Source organism: uncultured Cetobacterium sp., assembly GCF_947039425.1.
Lineage (GTDB): Bacteria > Fusobacteriota > Fusobacteriia > Fusobacteriales > Fusobacteriaceae > Cetobacterium_A.
The window spans coordinates 1-6,748 of sequence record NZ_CAMQYW010000085.1 but is presented as its reverse complement, the minus strand read 5'-3'; the positions used below and the strand labels follow the sequence as shown (position 1 = coordinate 6,748).

General features: G+C 29.3%; 5 protein-coding genes. 2 read left to right on the top strand and 3 right to left on the bottom strand.

Annotated elements, in window-relative coordinates:
* Positions 1–851: 851 nt before the first annotated feature.
* Together Q0V09_RS05920 and Q0V09_RS05915 are read right to left on the bottom strand one after the other, a co-directional pair.
* Positions 852–1,547, bottom strand: coding sequence for a 5'-methylthioadenosine/adenosylhomocysteine nucleosidase (locus tag Q0V09_RS05920; RefSeq protein ID WP_297407791.1), 696 nt, complete (start codon positions 1,545–1,547; stop codon positions 852–854).
* A 3-nt stretch (positions 1,548–1,550) separates the two neighbouring features.
* Positions 1,551–2,429 carry a lauroyl acyltransferase gene (locus Q0V09_RS05915; protein WP_297487650.1) on the bottom strand — a complete coding sequence of 293 codons (879 nt, stop codon included), beginning with the start codon at positions 2,427–2,429 and terminating at the stop codon, positions 1,551–1,553.
* A 189-nt stretch (positions 2,430–2,618) separates the two neighbouring features.
* Between Q0V09_RS05915 and Q0V09_RS05910 the strand changes: the two genes are divergently transcribed.
* The gene (locus Q0V09_RS05910; RefSeq protein ID WP_297407787.1) at positions 2,619–3,566 is read left to right on the top strand and encodes a L,D-transpeptidase; all 948 of its coding nucleotides are present in this window, start codon (positions 2,619–2,621) and stop codon (positions 3,564–3,566) included.
* Positions 3,567–3,702: 136 nt separating this feature from the next.
* A complete protein-coding gene (locus tag Q0V09_RS05905; RefSeq protein WP_297487648.1) occupies positions 3,703–4,398 on the top strand; it encodes a murein L,D-transpeptidase catalytic domain family protein in 696 nt (231 codons plus the stop codon).
* A gap of 42 nt (positions 4,399–4,440) precedes the next feature.
* Here the strand turns inward: Q0V09_RS05905 and Q0V09_RS05900 are convergent.
* A partial coding sequence (locus tag Q0V09_RS05900) for an FAD-dependent oxidoreductase (protein WP_297487646.1) occupies positions 4,441–6,748 on the bottom strand: 2,308 nt, incomplete at its 5' end.

Here is a 6,748-nt window from a genome sequence, read left to right as displayed (position 1 = left end):
GTGACTGGAGTTCAGACGTGTGCTCTTCCGATCTCTCAGAAATACCAATCTCTTTTACTATTTCATAAGCACATAAAAAATTCTTAAATTGATACTCTCCAAATAAAGAAAAATCATACTCTTTAGAATCTATAAATATCTTTGTTATAAAGTTTTTAAAATCTAAAATATAACTTGAATCTTTATATTTTTCTAAAACATTTATATAGTCTCTACTTTTTTCATTAATAGCTCTTAAAAACTCTTTATTTAAACTTCCAACTATAACTCTAGACCCTTTCTTTATTATTCCAGCCTTTTCACAAGCTATTTCATAAATTGAGTTTCCTAAAAACTCTGTGTGATCTAAACTTACATTGGTAACACAACAAATATCACCATTTGCCACATTTGTAGCATCAAACCTTCCACCAAGTCCAACCTCTAAAATTACATACTCCACTTTCTTATCAGAAAAATACTTAAACATCATAGCTGTTGTAACCTCAAAGAAAGTTGGGCTTATACCCAACTTTCTTATAGTTTCTTTTACATATGAAAAATAATACCCTATCTCCTCATCTGTTATCTCAAGTCCATTAACACAAATTCTTTCATTAAATCTTAAAATATGTGGTGAAGTATACTTTCCAACTCTATCTCCATTTTCAAGTAAAATCTTCTCCACTGTAGTTGAAGTAGATCCCTTTCCATTAGTTCCTGCTATGTGAATAATTTTATAATCTTTCTGTGGATTTCCCATTGCATTACAAATATCTTCTATATTTTGTAATCCAAGTTTTATTCCATGCATTGAATAAGAGTATAATTCATTTAATAATGCCTCTATATTCATTACTCCTCCTGAACTATTATAATTGATTTAACATTCCCTCTATTATTAATTTTGAGTTTTGAGCTGCTAATTTAACAAACTCATCAAAATTCATATTAGCATCATGATTTGCTTTATCTGAAATTGATCTTATTATTACAAAAGGCTTTCCTAATAGTTCACATACATGAGCTACTGCTGCTCCCTCCATCTCAGTACACTCACCATTAAAAGTATCTCTTAACCACTTTATTTTTTCAGGTGAAGCTACAAACTCATCTCCACTTAATATTGTTCCTGTCCAAACTCTTTCTTTTCCAAACTCTTTTTCTCCTGCTTCTTTAGCAAGTTCAACTAGGTCTTTATCAGCTTTAAACTTAGAATTTTCCATTCTTGGTATAACTCCAAAATCATATCCAAAAGCTGTTGCATTAAAATCATGCTCTATTAAATCAGTTGATACAACTATATCACCTATATTTATTTCAGGATTTAAAGCTCCTGCCACTCCTGTAAATAAAACTTTATCCACATTAAAAGCCTCAATTAAAAGTGTAGAACATAAAGCTGCATTTACTTTTCCAATTCCACATTCAACTAAAACTATATTTTTGCCATATAATTCACCTTTAAAAAACTCATATCCACCAATTGTTTTAGTTTCTTTTAAATTCATAGTCTCTTTTAATTGTATAACCTCTTCATTCATTGCTCCAATAATTCCAATTAACATTAATTATTTCCTCCCATTTTTTTCTTTTATTATCTTTTTATATAGCTTCCATCTATCGTGAAACCACATCCATTGATCTGGATAATTTGTTATTATATGCTCTATATTATTCATTAACAACTGTGTATTTTCCATAACATCATGTTTAAAAGAACCAGTTCTTACTAAGTCTAGCTCCTCTGTAAAATATGTTGTGCATGTATTGTCTTTATTCATGATATTATATCCTATTATTAAGGGCATATCATACTTTAAAGCTGTATTTACTATTCCTGTTGGAGATACTGTTTCCTCTCCAAAAAATACCACATTAGCCCCTTTATCTCTGTGATCACTAAAAAGAGCTAATACACATTTTTCTTCTAATTTTTCACGAAGCTCTCTAGATGTTTGTTTTGATTTTTTTAAAAGTATAATATTTAATTTCTCTCTAGCATCAGTTATAAATTTATCTATATATGGATTTCTCTGTTTTTTAGCAACTGTTACAACTTCACAGTTTTCTGCTGCTTTTAATGTTGCTTCCATATTTCCCATATGAATTAAAGCTATTGCTACTCCTTTGCCTTTATCCTTGGCTCTTAATACCCTTTGGAAATCCATTAAATTCACTTTGGTTTTTAAATAATCATCAAACCATAAAGTTGATAAAAAAGATTTTGCCATAATTCTATATGATTCTTTAGCTATTTTTTCAATCTCTTTATTACTTTTATTTGGGAAAGCTAATTTTAAATTTGCCAAGGCTATTAATCTTCTTTTCTTTATTACTCTATATCCTATATTTCCCAATGTCTCAGCCATTTTAAACCTTAACTTTTCTGGTAATAGAAGAAGTATAGAACGAAAGATTTTGAATATTATATATTGAATCTTATACATCTATTTCCTCACCTTTTTTTTATTATTTATTAATTTATTATACCATAATTTGTATATTTTTTATAACAAAAAGAGTGGTATTCAGTATAGATTACCACCAATATAGTATTTTATCTAATTTGTACTAGGAAAAAGTAAATTTTAGAGTATAATTTATTTATAACAAATAAATCATAAAGGAGTTTAATTATGAAGATAATTTTTAGTAAAATATTTACTTTACTACTATTTTTTTATATATTTATACCCTCTCAAAGTGCTCAAATTGAAAAAGACCTTCTTTACAATAAACATACTTTAAAAGACACGTATAAATATAAAAAAATAGAGAGAACATTTAGAAAAGATATAATATCAAACTATTTAGATCAAATCACACAATTTGAAACTAAGTATTCAGCATTTGGAACCTTAAGAAACTATAAAAATGCCAATGGTCATCCTACCCTTCCTGGACATCACTTTATTAAAACATATACTTTCAAAGATATAAATAGAGTTATTACTATTTCTGAAGACGCTTATGGAATAAGAGCCTATCAAGGAATACCCCTATATAAGCCCTTAAAACTAGATGTTCCTGATAGACTTGGTACAGATGGTGAGCTTGTAGCTATTATTTCTAAAGGGGATATATATACAAAAGTAGCTTTTTTAGACCTTCCTGGTGAATGGTTAATTCCAAATAGATACGTTAGAGAATTAGAAGTTACTGATTTTAAAAGAGTTGTTTTTGTTGATAGAAAAAACCAAAATATAAGTACTCTTGAAGATGTCAATCACATATGGAAAATTAGAAGTTATAATCCTTGTACAACAGGTCTTCATAATCCTCCATTTCAATTTGAAACTCCTGGTGGAATATTTGTAGTACAATATAAAAAACCTAAAATGCTTTATCTTGTTGATGGAAGTAAAACAGAACTTGCTGGATATACTCCATATGCCACTAGATTTTCTGGAGGTGGGTATTTACATGGTGTTCCTGTAAATCTTCCTGAAACAAAAATGATAGAATATTCTCCTACTCTTGGAACTATACCAAGATCACATATGTGTGTAAGAAATGCCACATCCCATGCTAAATTCATATACGATTGGGCTCAAACTTTTAAAACATTAGTTATTGTTTTTTAACATATAAACTTACTGAGTCAAGAATAGCTTTCTTGACTTTTATTATCCATCATGATATTATATTCAGAATAACGAAAATATATAAATTATATATTTTTGTATAAAAACTATATTAATGGAGGTTTATATTTTAAAAATGAGATACTTATTTATCAGTTGTTTCTTTTTAATTGTTTCTGTTTTTTCTTTTAGTTTTTCTTTTACAGGTAGTAATGAAAGTGTTAATTCCATTATTACTAAAGAGAAAACACTTAATTCCTACAACAAAGCTTTGTATGATAAATTAGACCTAAATGACAAATTAGACTTTTATGTTTTTAATACAGCAATGGAAGGATATAATAAAATTCAAGATAGAAAAAAAGATCTTTTAACAATAATCGATTTTTCTAAACCATCCACAGAACAAAGATTTTTTATTATTGATTTAGATAAAGAAAAAGTTCTTGTTTCATCTGTTGTTTCTCATGGTAAAAATAGCGGTTCAGTTTTAGCAACATCTTTTTCCAATAAAGTTAACTCTCACAAAAGTTCCCTTGGATTCTTTTTAACAGAGAATACTTATATGGGAAGAAATGGTTACTCTCTTGTTTTAGATGGACTTGAGAAAAATATAAATGATAATGCTAAAAAAAGACATATTGTTATCCATGGTGCAGCATATGCTAATCCAAATTTTGCAAAAGCTCAAGGTAGACTTGGTAGAAGTTATGGATGTCCTGCTCTGCCGAGGAATATATCAAAACATGCCATTGACTTAATTAAAGGTGGTTCTGTTATATATTCTTATGCAAATAGTTCTAAGTATTTTGAAACAAGTCTTTATGTATAAAGTAAAATGGATGTAGCTGTAGCTACATCCATTTTTTATTTACTATAAATATTTCTTTAATCTTTTTTTTGTATCAAGTCTATTATGGAATCCATAATCTTCACTTCTTTTACAAGCATCTTTTTTCATATAAGTTTTTCCAAAGATAAGCTGCAATATATGAAGGGAATCCAATCCTCCAAGTTCCATACTTCCTCTACAAGAACCACAATATGAAATAATATGATCTTGAGTTGCATCATTTACTCTTCTATCTACAATCTCTTTATAAAGACCAGCATTGATACACCCAAGCATTCCTCCAACTCCACAACATCTAGTATTTTCTCTAATATTGGCCATCTCTTCGACTTTATATCCAAGTTCTTTTAATACCCAACGAACACTTTCATGATGTGATGGTACATCTCTTGTTGGACATGAATCATGTATATTAAATATAACATCACTAGTTTCTCCAACACCTTTTTGAGATTTTGGAATACCTATCTCTTCTCTCATTAAATCCCAATAAGATATAACTTTTATTCCAGAGTATTTTTCATATGTTTTAAAACAAGATGGACAAAGAGTTACAATTACATCTGCACCCATATCATTTATCTCTTTTTGAACACGAGAATATCTCTCTTCAAATAAATCTGTTTCACCTATTATCTCTGTAGGTCTTGCACAACACTGTAATATAGCTCCTACATTTTCATCTCCTAAAACCTCTTTCATATGCTTTAAAGTATCCTCTACTGCACCTGGAAGAGAAGCTGGAACTGTACATCCTGGAATTAAAACATATTTAGTTTTCTTTTTCCCTGGAACTGATAGCGAATATTTTTTACTACACTCTAACTCTTGACCATCATCCAATGCATCATGCCCTGCAAATGGAGATAATCCGTCATTAGCTTTTACATACTCTTTTCTCATTTCAATAAAATTCTCTTTTATTTTAAAATCATTTGGGCATTTTATAGTACACTGAGTACACTCATTACAAGAGTAAGCTATCTCTTTATCCATATTTTCATATCCATTTTCTAAATATTCTTTAAATAATTCTTTAGGACATGATGTAAATTTTGGAAGCATTAAACACTCTTTCATACAAAGTTTACACTCACATTGTAAACATCTATTTGATTCATTTAAAGCCTCTTCCTTTGTAAATGCTTTTTCAACTTCTCTAAAGTTTTTACTTCTATCTTCTACATCTATCTCTTGCCCTTTATTTCTATTTACCTTTTCAGCTATATCCCATCCTTCTGGTAAATACTCTGTTGGAAGATGTAATCTACTTTCAGCTTTTCCACCTTCATTTTCAAGAGCTCTTCCCTCTTTTAAATCTAAATTATTTAAATATCTATCAACTGAAACTCCTGCTCTTTGTCCCTCAGCCATAGCTTTTACAACTATAAATGCTGATGCACAATCTCCTGCAAAAAATACTTTTTCATCATATTTAGATTGAAGAGTTAATTCATCAAAAACAAAAAATCTATCTTTATCTTTTTTAAGCACTTTACTTGAATCTATTGTGTAATCTACACCTTGACCTATAGCAAATACCATAGTATCAACATCTATGATCTCCTCTTGATTTTCATCAAACATTGGAGAGAAGTTTCCACAATCATCAAACATTGATAAGCATTTCTTCGTAAAAATTCTATGAACTCTTCCATTTTCATCCTTTTCAATTCTTTTAATTCCAGATGATAATATAAAGTTCACTCCCTCATCTAATGCACCTTCAACTTCATGCTTTGATGCAGTTAAAGTTTTTAAATCTTTTTCTAAGGCTATTAAATATGATTTTTCAACAGATTTTACTCTTAGGGCTGATCTAGCACAATCCATTGCTACATCTCCCCCTCCTATAGTAATTATATTTTTTCCTGCTTCTTTACAATCTCTTGTTAAAGATATCTCTTTTAAAAATTCAACAGCTGAAAATACTCCCTTAGCGTCAATATTTTCAAGAGACATATCAACTCTACCTTGTTGTTTTCCTATAGCAACTACTACTACATCATACTCTTTCTTTAGTTTGTCTAATGTTATATCTTTTCCCACATTTACACCATATTTTATTGTTACACCTAATTTTTCTAACAGTGAAAACTCAGAATCTATTACCTCTCTTGGAAGTCTATATTCTGGAATATCAAATCTCATCATTCCACCAACATACTCTTCTTTTTCAAGTAAAGTTACACTGTGTCCTTTTCTAGCTAAAGTTACACAAGCTTGAGCTCCAGCTGGTCCTGCTCCTATTACAACTATATTTTTACCAGTACTAGCTTCTTTTGTTAAATCCCAATTGTTTGGATTATCAAAATTGTCTGCTACGTAT

Coding starts and splice junctions, on each gene's coding strand:
- Q0V09_RS05920 (WP_297407791.1), bottom strand. CDS start 1,547: ATGTTAATTGGAATTATTGGAGCAATGAATGAAGAGGTTATACAATTA.
- Q0V09_RS05915 (WP_297487650.1), bottom strand. CDS start 2,429: ATGTATAAGATTCAATATATAATATTCAAAATCTTTCGTTCTATACTT.
- Q0V09_RS05910 (WP_297407787.1), top strand. CDS start 2,619: ATGAAGATAATTTTTAGTAAAATATTTACTTTACTACTATTTTTTTAT.
- Q0V09_RS05905 (WP_297487648.1), top strand. CDS start 3,703: ATGAGATACTTATTTATCAGTTGTTTCTTTTTAATTGTTTCTGTTTTT.